Origin of the sequence: Ruegeria lacuscaerulensis, assembly GCF_013033355.1 — a bacterium.
GTDB lineage: Bacteria > Pseudomonadota > Alphaproteobacteria > Rhodobacterales > Rhodobacteraceae > Ruegeria > Ruegeria lacuscaerulensis_A.
This window is the reverse complement of the sequence record NZ_WQDY01000002.1, coordinates 204985-229809: the sequence shown is the minus strand read 5'-3', so window position 1 is coordinate 229809 and position 24825 is coordinate 204985. Positions and strand designations below refer to the sequence as shown.

Sequence of the window (24825 nt, the reverse complement as noted above, 5' to 3'; positions counted from 1 at the left end):
GGCTGGCTACGCCTGCGAAAATGGGAGGCTTCCATGGCTCTGGATAATACAAACGATTTTTCGATGTCGCGACAGGCGATGAAAGCGGAACTGCTGGATGCAGAAACCGAGCTGAAACTGGCGTATGCGTGGCGGGATCATCGCGACGAGCAAGCCCTGCATCGCTTGATTACCGCCTATATGCGGCTGGCGATTTCCATGGCGGCCAAATTCAAACGGTACGGCGCGCCGATGAATGACCTGATTCAAGAGGCCGGTTTGGGCCTGATGAAAGCCGCCGACAAGTTCGACCCGGACCGGGGCGTGCGGTTCTCGACCTATGCAGTCTGGTGGATCAAGGCCAGCATTCAGGATTACGTGATGCGCAACTGGTCGATGGTGCGCACCGGCTCGACCTCATCCCAGAAATCACTGTTTTTCAATATGCGTCGTGTGCAGGCCCGGCTGGAGCGTGAGGCCGCGACGGATGGAATGGATTTGGACCGCCATCAGTTGCATCAAATGATCGCCGCAGAAATTGGTGTGCCTCTGCGCGATGTCGAGATGATGGAAGGCCGTCTTTCGGGATCGGATTTCTCGCTGAATGCGGTGCAATCTGCGGATGAGGATGGTCGAGAATGGATTGACGCGCTGGAAGATGAGCGCGAACAGGCTGCCGAAATGGTCGAAAACAGCCATGATATGGAACAGCTGCGCCATTGGCTGGTCGCCGCGATGCAATCGCTCAACGAGCGCGAGCGGTTTATCGTCCGCGAACGGAAACTACGTGAGCCTTCGCGTACCTTGGAAAGCCTGGGGCAGGAATTGGGTCTTTCAAAAGAACGGGTGCGTCAGCTTGAAGCGGCGGCATTCGTAAAAATGCGCAAGAACCTTGAAGCGCAATCGCGCGAGGTGCAACACTTCATCGCATGAGACAGTTTGCGATTCTGCTGTGCGCGTTTGTGGTTACAGCCGGTATAGGCCGGGCTGACGGTTTGATTCCGGATGACGTCGCCGATGCGATGCGTGCGGCTGACGTGGTGATCCTGGGTGAAATCCACGACAACCCGCAGCATCACATCGTACAAAAAGAAGCATTAGAGATCGTCAACCCCTCGGCCGTGGTCTGGGAAATGGTCACCGAAGAGGGCGCGCAACGGCTGGCTCAGAAAGCTGCGACCAATCCCGAGGAATTGGACCGTATCCTGAAATGGGCCGAGATGGGGTGGCCGTCCCTCAGTATGTATTACCCGGTCTTTCAGGCTACCGATGCGCCGGTCTATGGGGCGATGGTTCCCCGTGCGGCGGCGCGCGCTGCAATGGAACGGGGTGCTGCCACGGCGCTGGGCGCGGATGCGGCGCGCTATGGGCTGACCGTGCCTCTTTCGGCTGCGGAGCAGGCTGAACGCGAGGCAGATCAACTGGCGGCGCATTGCGATGCGCTCCCGAAAGAGGCGCTGCCTCAGATGGTGGCCATCCAACGTTTGCGCGACGCGGTTCTGACGCGTTCGATCTTGCGTGCCGATGACGAAACAGGCGGGCCGATTGCTGTGATCACCGGCAATGGGCATGCCCGCAAGGATCGCGGGATTCCGACATTCACGTCCCGGCTGCGCCCTGGTTTGAAAGTCTTTGTGTTGGGGCAGTCCGAGGATGGCGCGATCTCAGGCGAGTTTGACGCGGTGATCGACAGCCCTTCGGTCGAACGCGAAGACCCCTGTCTGGCATTCCAGACGCAGAATTAACCGCTGGAACTGTCTGGCCTGCTTGCCTAATGTCAGGGCCGACCGGGACGGGAAGGGCTGAACATGCTGGCATCGAAACGAATTCTGCTGATCATCGGCGGAGGCATCGCAGCCTATAAATCGCTGGATCTCATCCGCCGCCTGCGCGAACGCGGCGCGGCCGTGACCCCGGTTCTGACCCGCGCGGCTGAAGAATTCGTGACGCCTTTGTCCGTGTCTGCCTTGGCCGGAGAGAAGGTCTATCGCGATCTCTTCGATCTGACCGATGAGGCCGAGATGGGCCATATCCAACTGTCCCGCTCTGCCGATCTTGTAGTGGTTGCCCCGGCCACTGCCGATCTGATGGGAAAGATGTCCGGCGGGCTGGCCAACGACATGGCCTCGACCCTGCTGATGGCGACCGACACGCCGGTTCTGTGTGCGCCTGCGATGAATGTACGGATGTGGGATCACCCGGCGACACAGCGCAATCTGGCGCAGCTGCAGGCCGATGGCATCCGCTTTGTCGGCCCGAACGAGGGCGATATGGCCTGTGGCGAATACGGCCCCGGCCGCATGTCCGAACCGCTGGAGATCGTCGCGGCGGTCGAGGCGCAGCTGGGCGGCGGCCCCTTGCAGGGCAAGCGTATTCTGGTCACTTCGGGCCCCACCCATGAACCCATCGATCCGGTGCGCTATATCGCCAACCGGTCCTCGGGCGCGCAGGGAACGGCGGTGGCGAGGTCGCTCGCTGCGCTGGGGGCCGAGGTGGTGTTTGTCACCGGCCCGGCGGATGTGGCTCCGCCCCAAGACGTGCAGGTGGTTGCGGTCGAGACCGCGCAACAGATGTCGGATGCGGTGGACGCCGCCTTGCCCGTGGATGCAGGCGTGTTTGCGGCGGCTGTGGCGGATTGGCGGGTGGCCAGCGCCTCGGACCGGAAGTTGAAGAAAACCCGTGACGGCCTGCCCGCGCTGGAATTTGCAGAAAACCCCGACATTCTGAAACGTGTCTCGCATCTGGAAACGGATCGCCCCGCGCTGGTCGTGGGCTTCGCCGCCGAAACCGATAGTGTGATCGAACACGCCACCGCGAAGCGCGCGCGTAAGGGGTGTGACTGGATTGTGGCCAATGATGTCAGCCCCGCCACCGGCATCATGGGCGGGTCCGAGAATGCGGTTACGCTGATTTCGGACGCAGGGGCCGAGGAATGGCCGCGCATGGGAAAAGACGCCGTGGCAGAGCGGCTGGCGCAAAAGATCGCCGACGCGCTGACCACGTGAGGGAAGGGAAACAAGATGGTTGCAATTCGCGTGATCCGCGAGGACGGCTCTGACCCCTCAGTACCGTTGCCGTCCTACGAAACCCCCGGCGCGGCGGGGGCGGATGTTCGGGCCAATCTACCGGATGGTGCGTCGATCACGTTGGAGCCTGGCCAGCGCGCCTTGGTTCCCACCGGTCTGCGGATCGAAATCCCGAATGGCTATGAGGTGCAGGTGCGCCCAAGGTCCGGGCTGGCGTTGAAACACGGGATCACGTTGCCTAACACCCCGGGTACAATCGACAGCGACTATCGCGGCCCGCTGGGTGTGATCGTGCTGAACGCTGGGCAAGAGGTGTTCGAGATCACCCACGGCGAACGCATCGCGCAGCTTGTCGTGGCCCCGGTTGTGCAGGCCACGTTCGAAACGGCCGATACACTCAGCGACACTGATCGCGGCGCGGGTGGGTTCGGCTCGACCGGGCGCGGCTGATGCTGTTGGTTTTCATTCTGGCTGCCGGGCTGTGGGGCGTGGGCTATCTGGCGGGCGTGTCGCGCACCGCACGCATGACATCCGTCGGGGTGCTGCTGTTGGGCGTGATCACGGCGCAACTGGTTCTGCCGGATGGCCACCCCTTGCGTCAGGCGACTGGCGGCTCTGCAGCGATGTGGCTGATCTTGGGTGGTTTCGCGGTTCTGGTTCTGGTTTATGGAAGGGTGCTGAAAGCGTTGCGAAACCGCGCAACGCCCGCCACGAAGGAGCCCGCCATGCCATCCGGCCATTTCTCTGAGACCGAACTGGAACGTTATGCTCGCCATATCGTATTGCGGGAATTGGGCGGACCGGGTCAGAAAAAGATGAAACAGGCCCGAGTGCTGGTCATTGGCGCTGGTGGTCTGGGCGCGCCCGCCCTGCAATATCTGGCCGCAGCCGGGGTTGGAACCATCGGTGTGATCGACGATGACGAGGTCGAGAACGCGAACCTGCAACGTCAGGTGATCCACCGCGACGCGGATATCGGGATGCCCAAGGTGTTCTCGGCGCAGCAGGCCATGCAGGCGCAAAATCCTAATGTGATCGTTCTGCCCTATCACCGTCGTTTGACCGAAGAGATCGCGCAGGATTTGTTTGCCGATTTCGATCTGATCCTCGATGGGACTGACAATTTCGACACTCGCTATCTGGCCAACCGCACGGCGGTTGCGCTGGGCAAGCCGCTGATCTCGGGTGCGCTGTCGCAATGGGAAGGGCAACTGAGCGTCTTTGACCCCGCTCATAACGCCCCCTGCTATCAGTGCATCTTCCCCGAGGCCCCGGCCCCCGGATTGGCCCCGTCGTGTTCCGAGGCAGGCGTGATCGGCCCTCTGCCCGGTGTTGTAGGCTCTATGATGGCGGTCGAGGCGATCAAGGTGATCACCGGGGCTGGGCAGGCCCTACGCGGTGAGATGCTGATCTATGACGCGCTTTATGGGGAAAGCCGCAAGATCACCCTTTCACGCCGCGCCGATTGTCCGATTTGCGGTAAGTGAGCGCGCGCACTGGATCATTCCACCTCGTGTTCCTAGGTTGTGCTCAAAGGAGAGTTTCATGACCAACCCGATCCTGTCCGACTGGACCACACCGTTTGAAATCGCGCCCTTCGACACGATTGCCGACACCGATTTCGCCCCCGCATTGGACGCCGCCCTACAGGCCCACAACGCGCAGATCGACGCGATTGCAGGCGACCCCGACGCGCCGAGCTTTGCCAACACGGTCGAGGCGCTTGAGGCCGCGGGTGAGCAGTTGGACAAGGTCCTGTCCGTCTTTTTTACCGTGGCCGGGGCCGACAGCAACCCGGCGCGTGAAGAGCTGCAGCGTGACTTCTCGCCCAAGCTGGCGGCGCATTTCTCGGGCATTTCCTCTAACAAAGCGCTGTTTCAGCGGGTGGCCGACCTATGGGACCGAAAAGATGATCTGAACCTGACCGACGAACAGGCGCGGGTTCTGATGCTGACCCATCGGGGCTTTGTGCGCGCGGGCGCGGCCCTGACCGGGGATGCAGACGCGCGGATGCAGAAAATCAAGGCGCAGCTGGCCTCGCTGGGTACATCCTTCACCCAGAACCTGCTGGCGGATGAGCGCGCGTGGTTCATGCCCCTGTCCGAGGATGATCTGGACGGTCTGCCCGATTTCGTAGTCGATGCGGCCCGCGCCGCCGGGCAGGAAAAGGGCGCGGACGGCCCGGTTGTGACTCTGTCGCGCTCGATCATCGTGCCGTTCCTGCAATTCTCGCCCCGCCGCGATCTGCGTGAGGTGGCGTACAAGGCATGGACCGCGCGTGGGGCCAACGGTGGCGAGACAGACAACCGCGAGATCGCCGCTGAAATCCTTTCGCTACGCGAAGAACGCGCCAAGCTGTTGGGTTATGACAATTTCGCGGCCTACAAGCTGGAAACCGAGATGGCCCGCACTCCAGACAAGGTGCGTGACCTGCTGATGCAAGTGTGGGAGCCCGCCAAGGCCCGCGCGGATGCGGATGCCGAGACCCTGACGCAGATGATGCAGGCGGATGGGGTCAATGGCCCACTGGCCGCGTGGGACTGGCGCTACTACGCCGAGAAACGCCGCAAGGCCGAGCATGATCTGGATGAGGCCGCGTTGAAACCCTACCTGCAGCTGGACCGAATGATCGAGGCCGCCTTTGCCTGCGCCAACCGCCTGTTCGGGTTGGAGTTCGCGCCGCTGGACGTACCGCTCTACCACCCCGATTGCCGCGCGTGGGAGGTCACGCGCAACGGTCAGCATATCGCGGTGTTCATCGGGGATTACTTCGCGCGGGGCTCCAAACGATCCGGCGCGTGGTGCAGCGCTATGCGGTCACAGGCCAAGTTTCCTAAGGTGCAGGCCCCGGTCGTGATCAATGTCTGCAACTTCGCCAAGGGCGATCCGGCGCTGCTGTCCTATGATGATGCGCGGACGCTGTTTCATGAATTCGGCCACGCGCTGCACCAGATGCTGTCGGATGTGACCTATGAAAGCATTTCGGGCACGTCTGTTGCGCGCGATTTCGTGGAACTGCCCAGCCAGCTTTATGAGCATTGGCTAGAGGTGCCCGAGGTTCTGGCCGAGTTTGCCACCCATGCCGACACCGGCGCGCCAATGCCGCAGGACATGCTGGACAAGGTGCTGAAGGCCGCCAATTTCGATCAGGGGTTCCAGACGGTCGAATATGTCGCCTCGGCGCTGGTCGATCTGGAGTTCCATGACGGCGCGGCCCCGCCGGATCCGATGGCGAAACAGGCGCAGGTGCTGAAGGGTCTGGGGATGCCCCCGGCCATCGGGATGCGCCACGCGACGCCGCATTTCGCGCATGTGTTCGCGGGCGACGGCTATAGCTCGGGCTATTACAGCTATATGTGGTCCGAGGTCATGGACGCCGACGCCTTCGCCGCCTTTGAAGAGGCTGGAGGCGCTTTCGACCCCGACCGCGCCAAGGCGCTGGAGGAAAACATCCTGTCCACCGGAGGCTCGCGCGAGGCCGAAGACCTGTATCTGGCCTTCCGGGGCCGGTTGCCGGGGGTTGAGGCGTTGCTGAAAGGGCGCGGGCTAGTAGCCTAAAGCGCGGTCGACGAGGTGCAGGTAGGGTTCGCCCGCCTCGCCACGTCGAATGTTCTCAACGATCACCTGCGCGGCTGTCACTGGCCGCGTTTCCGAGGCGATATGCGGCGTGACCGTCACATTCGGATGCGCCCAATAGGGGTGGTCGATTGGCAAGGGTTCAACCCGGAACACGTCCAGCGTAGCGTGGCCGATGTGTCCGGCGCTCAGCGCATCCAGCAGGGCGTCGTCGTCGATCAGAGGGCCTCGGCCCGGATTGATCAGACATGCGCCCTTGGGCAGTAGGGCGAGGGTTTCCGCGTTCAGCAGGTTCTCGGTCGCCGGTGTGTCGGGCAGAAGTAGAACGGCGATTTCAGCGCTGGCCAGCGCGTTGCGCAGCCCTTCATCGCCATGTAGACAGGAAACACCGGGGATGTCCTTGGGTGAGCGGCTCCAGCCTGTGACGTTGAAACCCAGCGCCCTTAATGCCCGCGCGGATGCCTCGCCCAACATGCCAAGGCCCAGAATGCAAACGGTGCGTTCAGGGGCCAGCGGTGGGGCCTCGGGTGTCCATGTGCCGTCTTGCAGGGTGATATGGCGGTCCATCCCCAGATGATAACGCAGCACATGGCCGACCACCCATTCGGTCATGCCTTGCGTCAGCCCGTGATCGACCATCCGCGCCAGCGGGACGATCAGAGAGGCGTTGCCCGCGATCTTCTCGACCCCGGCCCAGAGGCTAAGCACGGCCTTGAGGTGCGTATAGGGGGTGAAATCCAGCAGCCCTCCATTCGGGGCATAGACCACATAGTCGACCTGATCGGCCGGCAGGTCGGTGGCAAGATGGGCATCCACGCCTGCTTGTTCCAACCCTTTGGTCAGCAGTGGTTCATACACGGGCCACAATTCAGGGCGCGCGGAAAACAGAACGTTTACGGGCATCGGGGGCCTTTCAAATCAGCGGGGACGGTGGATATGGGCGCTTTGCACAATACCGAAGGCCGCCATCAGAACAAGCATCGCCGAGCCACCGTAGCTGACCATCGGCAGGGGTACACCCACCACCGGGGCCAGCCCCATCACCATCGACATGTTGACTGCAAAGAACAGGAAGAAATTCAACGCGATGCCTAGCGTTACCAGCGACGAGAACCTATCCTTGGTCGACAGCGCCGTGACTAGGCAGAACACAAGGATCAGCCCGTATAGCGTCAGCAGGGTGATGCCGCCGACAAAGCCGAACTCTTCGGCCAAGGTGGTAAAGATGAAATCGGTGTGTTTTTCCGGCAGGAAGTTCAGGCGCGATTGCGTGCCTTGCATGAAGCCGCGCCCATTCCACCCTCCTGATCCCAGCGCGATCTTGGACTGGGTGATGTGATACCCTGCGCCCAGGGGATCGGTCGATGGGTCCAGAAACGTATCAATGCGACGGAACTGGTAGTCTTTGAGCAATTGCCACTCGGTCCCGCGGCTGTTGAACACAGTGGCGATCAGGCCGACCACCGCCGCGATGACGGCGGCAAAGTAGGCCCAGTGGACACCGGCCAGGAACATCAGACCTCCGCCCGCCGCAAGCAGCAGGATCGACGTGCCCAGGTCAGGCTGTTTCAGGACCAGCGCCGTCGGGATCAGGATCAGCGCAACCGGGATCAGAACCCATATCGGGCGTGAGGTTTTATGCGAAGGGAGCCAGTCGTAGTAAGCGGCCAATACCATCACCAACGCCACTTTCATCACCTCGGAGGGTTGCAGCCGCATGAAGCCCAGATCAATCCAGCGCTGCGCGCCCATACCGATTGTTCCGAAAAGCTCAACCATGATCAGCAGCCCGATCGAGCCCAGGTAGGCCAAAACAGACATGTTTCGCCAGAACCAAATCGGAACCAGCGCGATGATGAACATCACTGTGAGGCCCAGACCAAAACGTTCCATCTGTGGCTCGGCCCACGGGGTCCAGGATCCTCCGGCCACGGAAAACAGCATCAGGAACCCGGCGCTGGCTGTGCTGATCAGCAAAAGCGTCAGGGGCCAGTTCATGTACAGGAACTTGCGGAACCCCGATGGCGTGGATTTGACGGCGTATTCAAGATAGCTCATGCGCGGTCCTTTGTGGTTGGACGCGCTTTGGGGCGGCGGTCGCCTTCAAGCTGTTTCTGTTGTTCCTTTATGCGTTCCCGGTCTGCGACAGGATAGGCTTCGAGTGGGGGCGTGCCGTTGTAAAGCGCCTGTAGCATAATGTCCCGCGCAACAGGTGCGGCGGCCTTAGAGCCGCCTCCGCCGTGTTCCACAACAACAGCGATTGCGTATTTCGGTTTGTCATAGGGGGCAAAGCTGACGAACAGCGCGTGGTCGCGGCGTTCCCATGGCAGGTCTTCATTTCGGATCACGCCTGCGGCACGTTCGGCCTTGGTGATGTTGCGCACCTGACTGGTGCCGGTCTTGCCAGCCATGCGCAGATCGTCAGCAATGATGCGGCTGCGATAGGCGGTACCACCCCGGTCATTCGAGACCGAGAACATGGCCTTGCGCACCTGTTCAAGATTGTTCGGGTTCACCGCCAAAGGTTCACCCAGACCCGAGGGTTCTTCGACCCCATTGATCGAACGAACAAGTCTTGGCTTCACTTCACGTCCGGTGGCGATCCGTGCAGTCATGACCGCAAGCTGCAGAGGTGAGGCCAGCATGAAACCCTGACCAATCGACGCATTTGCTGTGTCGCCCACAAGCCAGCTTTCACCGTGTACCCGCTCTTTCCATGCCTGGTTCGGTGCCAGCCCGGCCGCAACTGCCGACATCGGAATGTCATGTTTGATGCCCAGCCCGAAAACACGCGCCATGTCGGAAATCTTGTCGATACCGGTCCGCAGCGCCACATCGTAATAATAGACATCACAGCTGCGCTTGAGCGAAAGGTTCAGATCGACAGTCCCATGCCCGCCGCGCTTCCAGCAGTGGAAACGGCGGCTGCCCACCTTTAGATGGCCGGGGCAATAAACGGTATTGCCGGGGCCGATCACTCCGGCCTCAAGCGCGGCCATGGCGGTGATCATCTTGAAGGTTGATCCCGGAGGGTACGTGCCTTGGACTGTCTTATTCGCAAGCGGGCGGTAATTGTCTTGTGTGAGGGTTCGGTAATCCCCAACCGAGATACCGCGCACAAACAGGTTCGGGTCGAAACTGGGTGCTGAACTGATCGCGCGGATATCGCCGGTCTCACAGTCGATTACCACCGCCGCGGCGCTTTCACCCGCCAAACGGGCTTGCGCGTATTGCTGCAGATCGGCATCGACGGAAAGTTGCAGATCGGCGCCGGCCTCGCCTTCTTGCCGGTCCAATTCGCGCATGACGCGACCGGTGGCGTTGACTTCGACCCGCTTGGCCCCGGCCTTGCCGCGCAGGGTGCTTTCCTGCTTGGCCTCAAGTCCAACCTTGCCGATTTGAAAGCGGGGGATGCGCAAAACCGGCTCGGGGTCGTCGATCTGGCTTAGGTCATAATCACTGACTGGGCCGACATATCCGACCACATGGGCAAAATCCTCGTAGCGCGGATATTGCCGCGTCATGCCGACTTCGGGTGTCACCCCCGGCAGGGCAGGCGCATTGACGGCGACTTTCGAGATATCCTCCCACGTGACCTGATCAGCCAACGTCACCGGAAGAAACGGGGCCGAACGGCGCATCTCGGTCTTGGCGCGTTCCATTTCGTCTTCGGTCAGCGGAATCAGGGACGACAGCCGCGTCAGCACTTCGTCCACATCGCCTGCGTCCTCGCGGACCATCACGATACGGTAGGAAGGAGAGTTTTGCCCGATGATCTGACCGTTTCGGTCATATATACGTCCGCGCGTCGGAGGGATCAGGCGAATGTTGATGCGGTTTTCTTCGGCCAGCAGGCGGTATTCATCGGCCTGATCGACCTGCATATAACGCATGCGGGCGGCCAAACCCCCGATAAAGGCAGCTTGCAACCCGCCAAGAATCAAGGCCCGACGGGGTAAGCGTTTATAGGCCAATCCTTGCGACTTGGGCTTCTGTTGCTTCATCAGCGTGCCCCCATCGTGCCGGTTTCGGCGGCGGATATGCGTTGAACGCCGAATGCGCTCTGTGTCAGCAGAACGATCAAGGGGTAAATAGCTATTGTCAGAACCACTTGAATCACGACTGGCCCCAATGCCGCCTGTTGCACGGACACAATAGCAAGAATAACGCGGTTGAGCACAAAAACTGCCGTGATCACCACCGCTGATGTCATCCACTCACTTGGAAAACCGGCATCCCTCATGCCCAGCGATGCTGTTCGCAGATAGGCCGCGCCCATTACCACCAATGCCGCCATCAGGCCCGGCGGACGCTGAAGCAACAGGTCGGCAGTCAGCATCACAACCGCTATCAGCGGAATCGGCACAAATTCGGGCCGCCGCATGACCCACGCGAACGTCAACGCGATCAACAGATCGGGAAAGGGCCAGCGGTCCGGTTTTGTATCCAGCGGAAGAAGGTGCATGAACAAGATCAGCATTGCCAGAAACAGATACAATGCACGCTTGGTCCAAAGCTGAGACGCATTCCTATCCATCTCCGACCTCTGCTGGTGTCAGGGCGGCTTCGGGACGTCGTGGTCCGACGATATCCCCCGAGTCTTCGATGGCAGGAGCCGAGTGGAACCTAAGAACACGCAAGAATTCCAGCCGTTCGAAATCCGCAGACAAGCGTACGCGCAGACGCCCGCCCGGATCGGCCGTGATCTGGCCGATCAGCAGGCCGCCGGGAAACACTCCGCCATCACCTGACGTGACAACACGGTCGCCCGGTCGTACAAGTTCGCGATTTTCCAGAAACTCGACGGCGGGTGCGGATGTGTTATCGCCCGCGATCAGTGCAGTCTGGCCCGAAGGCTGAATCGTCGCGGGAATAGCGCTTGAGGCATCGGTCAATAGGATGACCCGGGCCGTGTCGGGGCCAACGCCCGAGATGCGCCCTACCACGCCAATACCGTCCATCGTTGCCCAGCCATCCATTATGCCGTCGCGTTCACCAACATTCAGCAAAACCGATTGCCGAAAGGGTGAGCCGCTGTCGGCCATAACGACACCAGTGATATAGGTCAGGCGCGGGTCAAGCCGTACATTGTTAAGGTCCAGAAGGCGTGCGTTTTCCTGTTCCAACTGCAGTGCGGCCTCTTTCCAGGCGCGCATCAGGCGCAACTCGCTGCGCAGTTCCTGGTTCTGTTCGCTCAGCCGCTGATAGCTTTGGAAGTCACGGGCCAGATTGACGATTCCTGTGACTGGCACCATCGCCCATTCCATCGAGGGCACAACCTTGTCGACCACTTGCGCGCGAAACCGTTCAACCCGAGGGCTGTCGATGCGCCAGACGAGAAAGATGCCCAACAGGCAAAGCACAACAATCCCCAGCAACAAGCGGCGCAGAGGTGCCGTGTATTCATCGCGCTGTGACCGGTCGTTTGCCACAGGTTACCTTCCCGTGCTGCTCTTGCCCGAGTTCTTACCCCGAAAGGGTGCGCGCCTTAGCTTTCGTAGTCAATCGCGTGGCGCAGTTGTTTTTCGTATTCCAGCGCTTTGCCGGTGCCCAAAGCCACACAATTCAGGCTTTCATCGGCAATCGACACAGCCAGACCGGTCTGTTCGCGCAGGGCAAGGTCCAGATCGCCCAGCAGCGCGCCGCCGCCGGTCAGCATCACGCCCCGGTCCACGATGTCGGCGGCCAGATCGGGCGGTGTGGTTTCCAATGCAGTCATCACCGCTTCGCAAATCTGCTGGACAGGTTCTGAAAGGGCCTCGGCCACTTGGGCTTGGCTGATCTCGATTTCTTTGGGCACGCCGTTCAGCAGGTCGCGGCCCCGGATATGCATTGACTGGCCCCGACCATCGTCTGGCATCCGGGCGGTGCCGATGGTGGTTTTGATACGTTCTGCAGTAGATTCGCCCACCAGCAGGTTTTGCTGACGCCGCAGGTAAGAGATGATCGCCTCGTCCATACGGTCTCCGCCGACGCGGACCGAGCGCGCATAGACGATGTCGCCCAGCGACAGAACGGCCACTTCGGTGGTGCCGCCGCCGATATCGACAACCATGTTGCCGGTCGGATCAGTGATCGGCATGCCAGCACCAATGGCGGCTGCAATCGGTTCGGCAATCAGGCCCGCGCGGCGCGCACCTGCCGACAGAACCGACTGACGGATCGCGCGCTTTTCAACTGGCGTCGCGCCATGGGGTACGCAGACGATGATCTTGGGCTTCGAGAAGGTCGACCGTTTATGTACCTTGCGGATAAAGTGCTTGATCATTTCTTCGGCAGTGTCGAAATCGGCAATCACGCCTTCGCGCATCGGACGGATCGCCTCGATCGAGCCGGGCGTTCGACCCAGCATCAGCTTGGCATCTTCGCCCACGGCCAGAACCTTTTTGACGCCGTCCTTGACGTGATAGGCCACCACCGAAGGCTCCGACAGGATCACACCGCGCCCTTTGACATAAACCAGCGTGTTCGCCGTCCCAAGGTCAATCGCCATGTCCGCTGTGAACAGGCCGCCCAGATTGCCAAAGATTCCCATGTTTTTAATGATCCCGTTCGTCAAAATTTCCACTGCCCGCGACTCGACGGTTCCGGGACGGATGTCTTATAGGGTGCCATCTCGCCCGGTAAAAGGGCTGATTCCGCGTAAATCAGCACCTTTCCGCCTTATTGATAGGGACTTTAGAAGGCAACATGCTCTCATATCAACATATTTACCATGCTGGAAATCTGGCTGATGTGCAAAAGCACGCTTTGTTGGCATGGGTGCTGGAATATTTGACCCAAAAAGACAAACCATTGACCTATCTCGAAACACATTCAGGTCGTGGTTTGTATCACTTGGACGCGGATGAAGCAGTGCGAACAGGCGAGGCTTTGGCCGGGATAAAGCGGGTGCAGCGCGAAGGTTGGTTCAAAGCGGATCATCCGCTGTCACGTGCACTGACGCAGGTTCAGGCGACACACGGACGGCACGCCTATGCAGGTTCACCCCTGATCGCGGGTAATTTGCTTCGCGATCAGGACAGCATGCATTTGGCCGAACTGCATCCACAAGAATTCGGCGCCTTGTCGCTGGCCGTGTCGCGGTTCGGAGCAAAAACCTACAAGCATGACGGATATGAGTTGGCGCATTCGCTGCTGCCGCCAACGCCAAGGCGAGGAGTTCTGTTGATTGATCCGAGCTACGAGGTGAAGTCAGAGTATGACCGGCTGCCGGGTTTTATCTCTAAAGTGCATCGGAAATGGAACGTAGGCGTTATTGCCTTGTGGTATCCAATCCTTGCGGATGGGCGGCACAAGTCGATGGTCGCGGCGCTGCAAGGGCAAGACTTACCAAAGGTCGAGTGTCACGAAGTCGGCTTTCCCGCCGCGCGCGAAGGGCATCGCATGATCGGATCAGGGATGTTCGTTGTAAATGCGCCATTCGGAATTGCGGATGAGATGCGCCGTTTGGATGCGTTGTTTGCCAAGCTCTGAAGATGCCTGAATACACTTGATCAGGGCATTCGCGTCTTCGCGATACACGCCTTGGGTGTTTTTACAAAATCTGTTTTGGAAATGGGGTGTTCGGTCCTAGACTTTGGTCAGGGAGGTGCGCGATGGATCGCCGACTAGCTACGGTTCTGGCCGCTGACATGGTGGGCTATAGTCGGCTGATGGAAGCGGATGAACAAGGCACGCTTGCCCGTCTGCGTACGCACCGTATCGAGCTGATCGACCCGGCAATCGACAAGAACCGCGGAAAAATCATCAAAACAACGGGCGACGGGATGCTGGTTGAATTCCCCAGCGCCAGCGAAGCAGTGACCTGCGCGGTCGCGGTGCAGAACCGGATGTTGCGTCGCAATGCAGATGTTCCGAAGGACCAGCGCATTCATTTCCGCATCGGGATAAATCTGGATGAGATCATTTTTGAGGATGGCGATATCTTCGGCAGCGGTGTCAATATCGCCGCGCGGCTTGAGCAATCTGCAAATGCTGGTGAGGTTCTGATCTCGGGCGCGGTGCATGAACAAGTCTCGGACCGATTGGAGTTGCAATATGATGATCTAGGCGATCTGACACTTAAGAACCTGTCTCAACCTGTTCATGCCTATCGGGTCGCTTTGGATGGCACGGTTGCAGACGATGCGCCAGCAGGTGATGGCGATACCAAAGTGGTCAAACCCTCTATCGCGGTTTTGCCCTTCGCAAACATGAGTGGAGATACCGAACAGGAGTTTTTTGCCGACGGTCTTACCGAAGATTTGCTGACCGAGTTGAGCCGCCGGCATGAGCTGTTCGTGATCTCGCGCAATTCCAGTTTTGTCTACAAGGGACAGGCTGTGAATGTACGCGAAGTGGGTGCTAAGCTGGGTGCGCAATACATCGTCGAAGGTAGTGTCCGAAAGGCTGGCAACAGGGTACGTGTCACCGTTCAGCTGATTGATAGTTACAGTGATGGCCATGTCTGGGCTGAGAAGTATGATCGCGACCTGGATGACATTTTCACAATACAGGACGAGGTTATCTCGGCCGTGGTTGCCACACTTCCCGGTCGTATCGAAGCCTCGCAGCAAGAGGGGCTGACGCGCAAGAAACCTTCCAGTTTTGCAGCCTATGAATGCGTTTTGGCCGCGAAAGTCCTGCATCACCGCAGCACGCGCGAGGACAATGCCGAGGCGACAAAGTTGATCGATCGCGCTATTGAACTGGATCCGGATTACGCGCACGCCCATGCCTGGAGCGGTTGTATCCGCGGTCAGGCCTGGGGATACGGTTGGTGCGATGATCGTGAAGCCATGCTGGGTGAGTGTGAAAAGGCGATCCTCAAGGCCGCTTCTCTGGATGATAACGACGCGGATGTTCATCGTTTGATGGCTGCGGTAGAGATTTTGCGAAACAACCTTGGCCGGGCGCGGTATCATCAGGAACGCGCGCTGTCGCTGAACCCGAATTACGATCTGGTTGTGGTTCAGATGGGCGAATTGCTGACATGGTCGGGTCGTGCCGATGAAGGTGCCGAGTGGATACAAAAGGCGATGCGTCTGAACCCTCACCACCCTGCACGGTTCTGGAGCCATCTTGGAAAGGCGCGGTTCGGTGCTAAGAAGTATGATCAGGCATTAGAGGATTTCGCCCGGTTGCCTGCCCTCGACTCGCTTCAGAACGCATATGTCGCTGCCTGCCATGCGTGGCTGGGAAACCAGGACGAAGCGCGAGCGTACGTTGACGCAATTTACGAGGCCCAGCCAAAGTTCAAGATCGCTGATATTGAAGGCATGCTGCACTACGCCAGCGATGAAGATTTTCGGCATTTTGTGGATGGGATGCAAAAGGCCGGGTTATCCTGACCTTTGCGACGAAAAAGCGGCCCGCAAAGACGGGCCGCCGTTCGGTCAAGTCAAATCTTTGTAGCTGATCTCGCGCGCATCAGCGCCCGGACCCGCTTTTTCACGTCTTACAATCAGGCGGTTCAGCGCGTGGATGTAAGCTTTGGCCGAGGCGACGACGGTATCGGTGTTCGCCGACTGACCGGTGGCGATCATGCCGTCCTCTTCCAACCGAACAGACACCGTGGCTTGGGCATCGGTTCCTTCGGTCACTGCGTGGACCTGATAGAGTTGCAGATGCGCTTTGTTGGGATAGATCGCGCGGATTGCCTTGAAAGTCGCGTCCACTGGACCGTCGCCATGTTCGGTGGCGATGATATCCTTGCCATCCATCTCAAGTTCGACCGTAGCCTCGGCTTGGCCGCCTGTGCCGCAGGTCACCTTCATCGACACGAGCTGCAAATAGTCGTCGTGCTGATCCATGGTCATCAAGGCAATGAGGTCGTCGTCAAAGACCTCTTTCTTGCGGTCGGCCAGATCCTTGAACCGAACAAAGATGTCCTTGAGCTGATTGTCGCCCAAATCAAAGCCCAAGGTCTCGAGCTTGTCGCGCAGGGCCGCGCGGCCCGAGTGTTTGCCCAACGGCAAAGACGTGCCGGACAAGCCAATATCTTCGGGGCGCATTATCTCAAAGTTTTCGCGGTTTTTCAGCATGCCGTCCTGATGGATGCCGCTTTCATGCGCAAAGGCGTTTTTGCCGACGATGGCTTTGTTGAATTGCACATTGAACCCGGAAACTGTCGCCACACGACGCGAGATATGCATAATCTTCGTGGTGTCGATACCTGTGTGCCACGGCATGATGTCATTGCGCGTGCGCAGGGCCATCACGACCTCTTCTAACGCGGTGTTGCCGGCGCGTTCGCCAAGACCATTGATGGTACACTCGATCTGTCGCGCTCCGCCCGCCACAGCAGCCAGAGAGTTCGCCGTCGCCATGCCGAGATCGTTGTGACAGTGGGTGGCGAAAACCACCTCATCTGCACCCGGTACGGTCTCGATCAGGCGTTTGATCAGGTCGGCGCTTTCGACCGGAGCGGTATAACCCACCGTGTCGGGGATGTTGATCGTCGTCGCGCCTGCCTTGATCGCGATCTCGATCACGCGGCACAGGTAATCCCACTCGGTCCGGGTGGCATCCATCGGCGACCACTGCACGTTGTCGCACAGATTGCGTGCATGGCTGACCGTTTCGTGGATCTTCTCGGCCATCTCGTCCTGGGTCAGGTTCGGAATGGCGCGATGCAGCGGAGAGGTGCCGATGAAGGTATGAATGCGGTTCAGGCGTGCGTGTTTCACCGCCTCCCAGCAGCGATCAATGTCTGCGAAATTGGCGCGGGCCAGACCGCAGATGCGGCTGTTTTTCGAGCGCTCGGCAATCTCGCTGACAGCTTTGAAATCACCCTCGGAGGCGATGGGGAAACCGGCCTCGATGATGTCGACGCCCATTTCATCCAGCAGCTCGGCAATTTCGAGCTTTTCGTTATGGGTCATGGTTGCGCCGGGGCTTTGTTCGCCGTCGCGCAATGTGGTGTCAAAGATCAAGACGCGGTCTTGGTCGGTCACGTTGGTCATGGGAATCTCTTTCTTCTTCTGTCCTAAAGCCTATGGCGCGCGGGCGTCCTCCTCTGAGCGGGCGCGCCGGATGGCACGCTCAGAGGCGGATTAGGATCAGTAGGCCACGCAGCGATGCACCACGAAAGGCGGTGTCGGCAACAAGGATATCTGCGCGGTTGATCATGGGGTTGAGGTTATACAGACAGCGCTGCGAATGAAAAGACGGAATTTGCAGCTTGTTACCGGTCGTGTTTGTTTTTCGGGAAATATTGATTGGTGAGGGCGGGCTGCTAGGTGAAGAGGCATGCAAACGGCACTTATCATCGGCGCGTCCGGGGGGATCGGTTCAGCCCTTCACGCGCGGCTACTCGGGCAATCTGTTTCAGTCACGACCCTGTCGCGGTCAGCGGACGGGTTCGATTTGATGAATCCGGACAAATCCAACGCGATTCTCGGCACGCTAACTGGCCCTTATGACATGATCTTCGTCGCGTCCGGCGCGCTTGAGATCGACGGGGCCACGCCGGAAAAGTCGATAAAGGCAGTGTCTGCACAAGCTATGATGGATCAGTTTGCGTTGAACGCGGTAGGCCCCGCTTTGGTTCTGGGGCACGCAGCCAGACTGATGCCCCGTGACAGGCGCTGCTTGATTGCCGTGCTTTCGGCGCGCGTTGGGTCCATCGGCGACAACCGGTTGGGTGGATGGGTCAGTTACCGCGCGGCCAAGGCCGCCGTGAACCAGATTGTGCATACAACCGCGATCGAATTGGCGCGGACGCATAAACAAAGTGTGTGCGTGGCATTGCATCCTGGCACGGTTCAAACCGCGTTCACCGAGAAATACGTAGGTCGACATCCGGCAGTTAAACCGGGCAAGGCGGCTCAGAACCTGCTGGCAGTGGCTCAATCACTGACCCATGCTGATACCGGCGGCTTCTTCGATTGGGCGGGTCAGACCGTTCCGTGGTAGCCTGAGCTACCCGTCCGAGGGTGTCTCGGTCGATTGGGACGCGGGCGGGGTTTCCTCTGGCGCTGTCGTCTCAGCCTCGCCGCTGCTGGGCAAAACGTCGTTTTCCCAGGTGCCAGTCTCGACCTCTCCATTGGCATAACGCATGGTGCCGTCACCGTGGCGTTTATTGTCGCGGAAATTGCCCTCGTAGACGTCGCCGGTGGCATAGGTCGCGATACCGCTACCACTGATTTTTCCGTCAACCCACCCACCGGTATATGTGAAATTGCGTGCCGTGGTGACGGTGCCTTGGCCGTGCCGCTTGCCGTTCAGGAATTCGCCTTCGTAGACTGTGCCATCCGGAAAGCTGGCTTTGCCAGTGCCTTGGCGGTTTCCGTCAACCCATTCGCCCTCGTATATATAACCATTGGCCAATTTCAGCACACCTGAGCCATGGCTCAGGCCGTTCCTGAACTGGCCCGAATAGACCACGCCGTTGGGATAGGTGACGGTTCCGCGGCCTTCGTAGATGCCAGCGATCCAGTCACCGTCGTATATAGTGCCATCCGGGTAAGTGTGTACGCCTTTGCCGTGGGGCAGGTCGACGCTGAAATCCCCCACATAGACCGAGCCGTCAGGATAGGTCATCTCGCCGAACCCGTCGATCTGGCCTCCGGACCATTCGCCGTTGTATTCAAACCCGTCTGCGCCAACAAAGCGGCCCTTGCCTTCTCGACGGTCATCGACATACGCGCCTTCGTATGTCGTGCCGTTCACATAGGTCGCCTTGCCGATGCCCTGACGGCGCCCGTCCACCATGTCGCCTTCGTAGACGTCTCCGTTCGCCAGAACCTGCCGGCCCTTTCCGGTCATCCGACCTTCAAGCCACGCACCGCTATAGGTCATGCCGTCGGGAACGGTCAGAGTGCCTTCACCATGGCGCTGCCCATTCAGGACGTCGCCTTCATAAACGTTACCGTTTGCCCAGGTGATTTTGGCTTTGCCTTGCTTGACGCCCTCGACCCAATCACCGTCATAGGTGTAGCCGTTCGGATTGGTCAGAATGCCTTTGCCGTGACGCTTGGCATCTTTGAACCCACCTTCGTACCGTTGACCGTTCGCATATGTCGCAATGCCGGTGCCGTTGATCGTGCCGTTAGCCCAGTCGCCCTCATAGCTGCCACCGTCAGTATAAATGATCTTACCACGCCCCTCGGGCTGACCCTTTGCAAACATACCTTGGTAGATCGACCCATTCGCGTATCGGGCGATACCGCTGCCTTGAATTTCGCCCTCGGACCACTGGCCAGTGTATTCGAACCCGTCCGGTAGGCGATACGTGCCGGTTCCGTGGCGCAGGCCGTTCAGAAACGTACCTTCGTAGACGCCGCCGACCTCGTCATCGGCCGTGATCACCTGTCCTTCCTGCGCGCTAACGGTTCCGGCCATCAAGGCCAGGGCCGTTACAGCAATTGAGGTGCGGAATGCATTCATGATCGTTCCAACCTGCCCGGTTATCATCCTTTTGCGCAAAACTAAGATACCGCAGGGGGCAGGGCAACGGCTTTTGCCGCATTTGCCTTTCACTCGCGCCGCGATCTGCTAAATGGCATAAGACTGACGAGGGCAAGAGGGCAGCATGGCCGACCGTTTCCGCATCACTCTGGCGCAACTCAACCCGACTGTGGGGGATATCGAAGGCAATGCGGCGCAGGCGCTTGACGCATGGGAACAAGCGCGCACCGCTGGGGCCGACATGGTGGCTTTGCCGGAAATGTTCATAACCGGGTACAATACGCAGGACCTGGTCATGAAGCCGGCCTTTCATCGCACTGCCATGGCCGCTGTCGAGGCGTTGGCCGCGAAATGTGCAGATGGGCCTGCTCTGGCGATCGGCGGGCCTTGGGTGGAAGACGGCCACCTATACAACGCTTACCTGATTCTGAAGGGCGGCAAGGTCAGTAGCAAGGTGTTGAAACATCATCTTCCCAATGAAACCGTTTTCGACGAAGTGCGCCTTTATGATTCAGGCCCTTTGGGGGGACCTTACTCAGTTGGCAATACGCGCATCGGCAGCCCGATCTGCGAGGACAGTTGGCATCCGGATGTGGCCGAGACGCTGGAGGAGACCGGGGCCGAGTTCCTGCTGATCCCGAATGGTTCGCCCTATTTTCGCGACAAATACGATATCCGCCTGAATCATATGGTTGCACGTGTGATCGAGACCGGGTTGCCCCTGATCTATCTGAATATGGTCGGTGGACAAGACGATCAGGTATTTGACGGCGCGACCTTTGGCCTGAACCCGGGCGGAGAGCTTGCTTTCCGAATGCCCGTTTTTGACGCGGCTCTGGCTCATGTTGATCTGGAGCGTGGGGACGACGGGTGGCGTATCGTTCCGGCAGATATCGTGCCGCAGCCCGATGCATGGGAGCAGGACTACCGCGCCATGGTCCAGTCTCTGCGGGATTACATGGGTAAAACGGGGTTCAAAAAATGTGTCCTTGGATTGTCCGGGGGGGTGGATTCGGCTCTGGTTGCCGCGATTGCCGTGGATGCGCTTGGGGCCGAGAACGTGCGCTGTGTCATGCTGCCGTCGGAATATACCAGCCAGGCCTCGCTGGACGACGCCGAGGCCGTCGCCAAGGCGCTGGGCGTGCATTACGACTATGTTCCGATTTCGGATAGCCGGGCGGCCGTTACTGGGACTCTGTCCCAGCTCTTTGCCGGGCGGGACGAGGATCTGACCGAGGAAAACATTCAATCCCGTCTGCGCGGGCTGCTGCTGATGGCGATATCAAACAAGTTCGGCGAGATGTTGCTGACCACCGGTAATAAATCCGAGGTCGCCGTGGGCTACGCCACGATCTACGGCGATATGAATGGCGGCTATAACCCGATCAAAGATCTGTACAAGACACGGGTTTTCGAAACATGCCGTTGGCGGAATGCCAATCATCGCGACTGGATGAAGGGCCCCAATGGCGAAGTTATTCGGCCGTCGGTTATCGACAAACCCCCCAGCGCCGAGCTGCGCGCGGATCAGAAAGACAGTGACAGCTTGCCGGATTATCCGGTGTTGGACGCGCTTTTGGATATTCTAGTCGATCAGGACGGCTCGATCGCTGATTGCGTTGCTGCTGGTTTTGACGAAGCGGATGCCCGCAGGGTCGAGCATCTAATCTATATCTCAGAGTACAAGCGGTTTCAGTCTGCGCCCGGAACACGTCTGACAAGTCGTGCATTCTGGCTGGATCGCCGCTATCCGATAGCGAACCGGTGGCGCGACCGCTCCTGAGATAAATTGTCGGTAATCCCGATCCAATTTCCCTAGCTGTGGTAAAGTGTTTCCACTCAATCCCCTTTGGGCGGGGTGACAGCCTTTGTTTGGCAGTTTTCCTTGTCGACAGGCCGCTTTTTCGCCACATTTTAGCTGTATTATCGCCCAATGTCGGGCGGGTGTGACGCAATTGGGTTGGACAAACCGGACGGTTGAATCGACCAGGTCAGTTTGCGCGTCGCCTCAGATGTCTGTGTTAACGATTTGGTATCGCCATGCGTGAGGAATACGATAAACCGCTGCATTCTCCGTTACCGTGGAAGTCCATGGAATCGGAAGGTCAGGTCCTGGATGAAACCAAGCTGGACCTGGCGATTGCCGACCTGATGAACCAAGAGCATTCGGTCAAGTCGGAACCAGAGCCAACACCTCCAACGATTCCGGCATCCGCGGACAAGCCGCACGAAGCCGCGCCTGACACTGTCATCGGGTTTTCTGCCTCGCTACGGCAAAAATGGGCTGAACTGGTCGGGGCGGCCTGAGCGCTTGCGGTTTTTGGAAACTGTGCGCGATAGACACAGATCACGAAAATAGTGACAACCACGACTTCGGTCGTATTGCCACTGGTTGTGCCACGGGCATTCATTGCGGTCCGAGCAATGATAAAAGAGCGGTAGATGCCCGGCCCGAAACCCACCCACGTGGAACCAGATTTGAACCTTCCGAAATCCGTGGATGTCGTGGTGATCGGAGGAGGTATTATTGGTGCCGTAACCGCTTTGGAGTTGTCCGAGCGGGGCGCACGGGTTCTACTTTGCGAAAAAGGCCACATAGCTGGTGAGCAGAGCTCGCGCAATTGGGGTTGGGTGCGATTGGGTTTGCGGGATCCTCGCGAAATTCCTTTGATGCTGGAGGCCCAGAAACTCTGGGATGGGCTTGATGACCGTGTCGGGCGCAAAACCGGATTTACCCGGTCAGGAATTCTGTTTGGTGCTTCGGGTCGCCGCGGGGCCCAAAACCTCGAACGGTGGGCGCAGCATGTTGAGGGATTGCAGACAGGCGCAGAATTGCTGTCTGGCGCTGAACTGGACGCTGTGTTGCCGGACCACGAAACTGGATTGAACTACGCGCTTTACATGCCTCGCGATGGGCGGGCCGAGCCGCAGTGGGCAGCCCCTGCGATCGCCGAGGCAGCCCGCGACAGGGGTGCGGTGCTCATGACCAACTGTGCAGTGCGCAGCGTGGATGTGCAGGATGGGCGCATTGCCGGGGTTTTCACTGAACGCGGCCGTGTCGCCTGTGATTCCGCGGTATTGGCAGGAGGTGCCTGGTCCCGCCTTTTCGCAGGCAACGCGGGTATAGATTTGCCACAGCTCAAAGTGCTGAACACGGTTTTACGGGCTTCTCCGGTTGCAGGTCCCGAGACAGCTTTATGGTCGGACGACTTCGCAATTCGTAAACGTGCGGATGGAGGGTACACAATAGCATCTGGCCATGAGAATACGGTTGATATCGTCCCTGACAGCTTTCGATTGGCCCGGCGTTTTCTGCCCGCACTTCGGCAGGAATGGCGATCACTCCGGTTCCGATGGTCCAAACGTTGGGCGGTCGAAGCACAAGAGGTCAGATCGTGGCTGCCTACGGATGTCACGCCGTTCGAGCATACCCGCGTTCTGGACCCCGATCCTTCGGGCAAGGTTCTTCGCCGCGCTTGGGCGAGTGCGCAGAGAGCAATTCCGGCCTTACAGGCAAGTGAACTGGTTCAGAGTTGGGCGGGGATGATCGACGTTACACCCGATGCCATACCTGTCATTTCGGGTGTGGATACGATGCCGGGTATGTTCATCGCCACGGGATTTTCCGGCCACGGCTTTGGCATAGCGCCCGGCGCGGGCCTCCTTATGGCTGATTTGGTCGCGGGCACAACACCATGTGTTGATCCGGCCGCGTTTCGTCTGTCACGTTTTACCGATGGTTCACGCGTGCGGCCGGACCCAGGATATTAAGGGTTAGCCCATCATCTGATAGCTGACGGGGACAAAGCGGAAACCATCCCCACGTGTTTCAACAAAACCTGCTGCAGGGAACGGCATATGGAATCCGATCATCGGGACTTTATCTGCGGCCAGCATACCCAAAACCTTACGGCGTGATGCTGTGGCTGCAGCTTTGTCCATGTCAAAGCGAACCTCCCATTCGGGATGCGCGAAAGACCAGACGTAATGGTTTGCGAGGTCAGCAGTCAGAACCAGACGCTGCCCGTTGCTTTCAAGGTGATAGACAGTGTGGCCCGGTGTATGGCCATACGCCGCGACGGCTGTGATGCCTGATGCGACTTCTCCGCCATCGCCAAGGAATGTCATCTTTTCAGCTTGCGGAGTGACCTTGGCGGCAACCAGATCGCCGACGCGGTTCCCTGCATCCTGAGCTGCCCAGAAATCATATTCGGGGGAAGCGGTCACAAAACGCGCGTTGGTAAATGTGGGGGCATCATTGGTTGTCATGCCGCCGATGTGGTCGGGATGCATATGGGTAAGTACGACGACGTCGATCTGATCAGCGGTAACCCCCGCATCTGCAAGAGCGGCCTGAATACCCCCCTGACCCAAGCCGGTGTCGAACAGAACCAGCTCGGATCCGGTGTTGACCAGCGTCGGGGTAAAGAAGAATTGTGCTTGGTCGGCAGGGATGAAATTGTCGGCCGAGACCTTGGCAAATTCCTCGTCCGAGGCACCGCCGCCGAAAATCTCTTTGGCGCCGTCACGCGGCAAACTGCCATCCAAAAGCGAGGTGACAGTGAAATCGCCCAGTTGAAACGATTTGGCGATTGTTGAGTTCGCTTTGGTTTCGTTCGTTGCTGCCAGCACCGGGGTTGCAGCGGCGGCAAAAGGCAATGCTGCGGCTGATCCGAGCGCTGCGCGGCGTGTCAGTTTGATGGTCATGTCTCATTCTCCCTGTCAGAGCACCAGTTGTAATCCTAGATCGGTGAAGGCCACTTGCCAGTTCACACATCAGTGAAATGGGCTGCGTGAGCGAACATAGCATGTTAATTTTTGCTCATGTTACGATCCGCGCCGGATCTGAAGG

Annotated in this window: 21 protein-coding genes; 12 read left to right on the top strand and 9 right to left on the bottom strand. The window is 59.1% G+C overall.

Going from position 1 to position 24825, the window contains the following annotated elements:
• Window positions 1–33: 33 nt before the first annotated feature.
• From GOW48_RS04520 to GOW48_RS04495, 6 genes are all read left to right on the top strand, one after another.
• Window positions 34–912: an RNA polymerase factor sigma-32 gene (locus GOW48_RS04520; protein WP_170353475.1), complete on the top strand. Its 879-nt coding sequence runs from the start codon at window positions 34–36 to the stop codon at window positions 910–912.
• Window positions 909–1724: a ChaN family lipoprotein gene (locus tag GOW48_RS04515; protein ID WP_170751728.1), complete on the top strand. Its 816-nt coding sequence runs from the start codon at window positions 909–911 to the stop codon at window positions 1722–1724. Before GOW48_RS04520 ends, GOW48_RS04515 begins: the two co-directional genes overlap by 4 nt.
• Window positions 1725–1787: 63 nt before the next feature.
• Window positions 1788–2984 (top strand): bifunctional phosphopantothenoylcysteine decarboxylase/phosphopantothenate--cysteine ligase CoaBC, encoded by a 1197-nt coding sequence (gene coaBC, locus GOW48_RS04510; protein WP_170751726.1) that lies wholly within the window; start codon window positions 1788–1790, stop codon window positions 2982–2984.
• A gap of 15 nt (window positions 2985–2999) precedes the next feature.
• On the top strand, window positions 3000–3455 hold the full coding sequence (gene dut, locus GOW48_RS04505) for a dUTP diphosphatase (protein ID WP_170751724.1): 456 nt from the start codon (window positions 3000–3002) through the stop codon (window positions 3453–3455).
• Window positions 3455–4492 carry a HesA/MoeB/ThiF family protein gene (locus GOW48_RS04500; RefSeq protein ID WP_170751722.1) on the top strand — a complete coding sequence of 346 codons (1038 nt, stop codon included), beginning with the start codon at window positions 3455–3457 and terminating at the stop codon, window positions 4490–4492. The genes dut and GOW48_RS04500 overlap by 1 nt, the downstream gene beginning before the upstream one ends.
• Window positions 4493–4550: 58 nt before the next feature.
• Complete coding sequence (locus GOW48_RS04495) at window positions 4551–6563, top strand: M3 family metallopeptidase (RefSeq protein WP_170751720.1); 2013 nt, start codon at window positions 4551–4553, stop codon at window positions 6561–6563.
• Here GOW48_RS04495 and GOW48_RS04490 read toward each other — a convergent pair.
• Genes GOW48_RS04490 through GOW48_RS04465 form a run of 6 tightly spaced genes read right to left on the bottom strand, consistent with a single transcriptional unit; the run spans window position 6552 to window position 13116 of the window.
• Window positions 6552–7484, bottom strand: a complete 933-nt coding sequence (locus GOW48_RS04490; RefSeq protein WP_170751718.1) for a 2-hydroxyacid dehydrogenase — start codon at window positions 7482–7484, stop codon at window positions 6552–6554. The two genes, GOW48_RS04495 and GOW48_RS04490, sit on opposite strands and share 12 nt — an antisense overlap.
• A 15-nt stretch (window positions 7485–7499) precedes the next feature.
• Complete coding sequence (rodA, locus tag GOW48_RS04485; RefSeq protein ID WP_170353468.1) at window positions 7500–8639, bottom strand: rod shape-determining protein RodA; 1140 nt, start codon at window positions 8637–8639, stop codon at window positions 7500–7502.
• Window positions 8636–10585, bottom strand: a complete 1950-nt coding sequence (gene mrdA / locus GOW48_RS04480; RefSeq protein ID WP_170751716.1) for a penicillin-binding protein 2 — start codon at window positions 10583–10585, stop codon at window positions 8636–8638. Before mrdA ends, rodA begins: the two co-directional genes overlap by 4 nt.
• Entirely contained in the window at window positions 10585–11118 is a 534-nt protein-coding gene (locus GOW48_RS04475; protein ID WP_170751714.1) for a rod shape-determining protein MreD, read from the bottom strand. Before GOW48_RS04475 ends, mrdA begins: the two co-directional genes overlap by 1 nt.
• Window positions 11111–12013, bottom strand: coding sequence for a rod shape-determining protein MreC (mreC, locus tag GOW48_RS04470; RefSeq protein ID WP_170353465.1), 903 nt, complete (start codon window positions 12011–12013; stop codon window positions 11111–11113). Before mreC ends, GOW48_RS04475 begins: the two co-directional genes overlap by 8 nt.
• A 56-nt stretch (window positions 12014–12069) precedes the next feature.
• Window positions 12070–13116, bottom strand: coding sequence for a rod shape-determining protein (locus GOW48_RS04465; protein WP_039523195.1), 1047 nt, complete (start codon window positions 13114–13116; stop codon window positions 12070–12072).
• 155 nt (window positions 13117–13271) lie between these two features.
• Here GOW48_RS04465 and GOW48_RS04460 point away from each other — a divergent pair, with 155 nt between their 5' ends.
• Entirely contained in the window at window positions 13272–14057 is a 786-nt protein-coding gene (locus tag GOW48_RS04460) for a 23S rRNA (adenine(2030)-N(6))-methyltransferase RlmJ (protein ID WP_170751712.1), read from the top strand.
• A 122-nt stretch (window positions 14058–14179) separates the two neighbouring features.
• Window positions 14180–15913: an adenylate/guanylate cyclase domain-containing protein gene (locus GOW48_RS04455; RefSeq protein WP_170751710.1), complete on the top strand. Its 1734-nt coding sequence runs from the start codon at window positions 14180–14182 to the stop codon at window positions 15911–15913.
• A gap of 45 nt (window positions 15914–15958) precedes the next feature.
• Here GOW48_RS04455 and GOW48_RS04450 read toward each other — a convergent pair whose 3' ends face one another.
• Complete coding sequence (locus tag GOW48_RS04450; protein ID WP_170751708.1) at window positions 15959–17527, bottom strand: 2-isopropylmalate synthase; 1569 nt, start codon at window positions 17525–17527, stop codon at window positions 15959–15961.
• A 286-nt stretch (window positions 17528–17813) separates the two neighbouring features.
• On the opposite strand from GOW48_RS04450, the gene GOW48_RS04445 reads away from it, so the two are divergent.
• Window positions 17814–18479, top strand: a complete 666-nt coding sequence (locus GOW48_RS04445) for an SDR family NAD(P)-dependent oxidoreductase (RefSeq protein WP_170751707.1) — start codon at window positions 17814–17816, stop codon at window positions 18477–18479.
• Between the two features lie 6 nt (window positions 18480–18485).
• On the opposite strand, the gene GOW48_RS04440 is transcribed toward GOW48_RS04445, so the two are convergent.
• A complete protein-coding gene (locus GOW48_RS04440) occupies window positions 18486–19952 on the bottom strand; it encodes an MORN repeat-containing protein (RefSeq protein WP_170752231.1) in 1467 nt (488 codons plus the stop codon).
• Between the two features lie 145 nt (window positions 19953–20097).
• On the opposite strand from GOW48_RS04440, the gene GOW48_RS04435 reads away from it, so the two are divergent.
• The 3 genes from GOW48_RS04435 (at window position 20098) to GOW48_RS04425 (ending at window position 23744) form a co-directional block, all read left to right on the top strand.
• A complete protein-coding gene (locus GOW48_RS04435) occupies window positions 20098–21756 on the top strand; it encodes an NAD+ synthase (protein WP_170751705.1) in 1659 nt (552 codons plus the stop codon).
• A 257-nt stretch (window positions 21757–22013) separates the two neighbouring features.
• Entirely contained in the window at window positions 22014–22280 is a 267-nt protein-coding gene (locus tag GOW48_RS04430) for a hypothetical protein (protein WP_170751703.1), read from the top strand.
• A 135-nt stretch (window positions 22281–22415) separates the two neighbouring features.
• Window positions 22416–23744 (top strand): NAD(P)/FAD-dependent oxidoreductase, encoded by a 1329-nt coding sequence (locus GOW48_RS04425; RefSeq protein ID WP_170751701.1) that lies wholly within the window; start codon window positions 22416–22418, stop codon window positions 23742–23744.
• Between the two features lie 3 nt (window positions 23745–23747).
• On the opposite strand, the gene GOW48_RS04420 is transcribed toward GOW48_RS04425, so the two are convergent.
• Window positions 23748–24680 (bottom strand): MBL fold metallo-hydrolase, encoded by a 933-nt coding sequence (locus tag GOW48_RS04420; protein ID WP_170751699.1) that lies wholly within the window; start codon window positions 24678–24680, stop codon window positions 23748–23750.
• Window positions 24681–24825: the final 145 nt, after the last annotated feature.